Origin of the sequence: Luteolibacter pohnpeiensis, from assembly GCF_016595435.1 — a bacterium.
GTDB lineage: Bacteria > Verrucomicrobiota > Verrucomicrobiia > Verrucomicrobiales > Akkermansiaceae > Luteolibacter > Luteolibacter pohnpeiensis.
Window position 1 is genome coordinate 1 of sequence record NZ_JAENIJ010000178.1, and the last position, 610, is coordinate 610.

Consider the following 610-nt stretch of genomic DNA (forward strand, 5'->3'; position numbering starts at 1 on the left):
GCTTCGGTGCCACTCCACCAGAGGAACGGTTGCTCGAGCTTTCGCAGCAGCGATGCCAGCGCATGGCTCTTGCCGATCCCGGATTTCCCGATCAGGCCGATGCCGCCGTGATTGCCTTCAAGACTCCACTCGAAGATCTTCTGGAACAACAAGGTCACCTCGGCCCGTTTCGCGCCGTGATAGCCCTGCGGCAATCGATTGAAGAAGTATTTCCGCCAGGCTCGGTCGCGTTCTTGCTTTGTCCAGGAGTCCGCCTGTTGCGCATCGCATCGATCGCAAAGCGGGACGATCCCGCGCATCAAGGGTGATTCATCAAACTCGACGCGGGCCTTGCATTTCGGGCACGCACCGACAGCACGTCTTGTGGTCAGATTCAGGTTCATTGGCTTCATTTTTCCCAGTCGAGCAGCTCCGTGCTCTGGGCTTTGGGTTTGGGGTTTCCTGAGCCGGCCATGCGGCTGGCGTAGGTCTTCAGATCGGCTTGCCAGTTGCTGCCGACATGGATGTTGCCCCCGCCTCCTGTGCCTTTGATCCAGTCGGTTGCTTCACGGGCATGCCACCATTCGTCGGCGAGCTCCGCCGTGACGCCGATGGTCGCCGCTGCTGATTT

The 610-nt window shown here is 59.8% G+C and carries 2 protein-coding genes; both read right to left on the reverse strand.

Features of this window, described 5'->3' with window-relative positions; translation table 11 throughout:
* The coding region (locus JIN85_RS22585; RefSeq protein ID WP_200274481.1) for a hypothetical protein at positions 1-383 on the reverse strand (383 nt) is incomplete at its 3' end.
* A gap of 5 nt (positions 384-388) precedes the next feature.
* Positions 389-610, reverse strand: a 222-nt coding sequence (locus JIN85_RS22590) for a hypothetical protein (RefSeq protein WP_200274483.1), incomplete at its 5' end; no start/stop codon positions are given.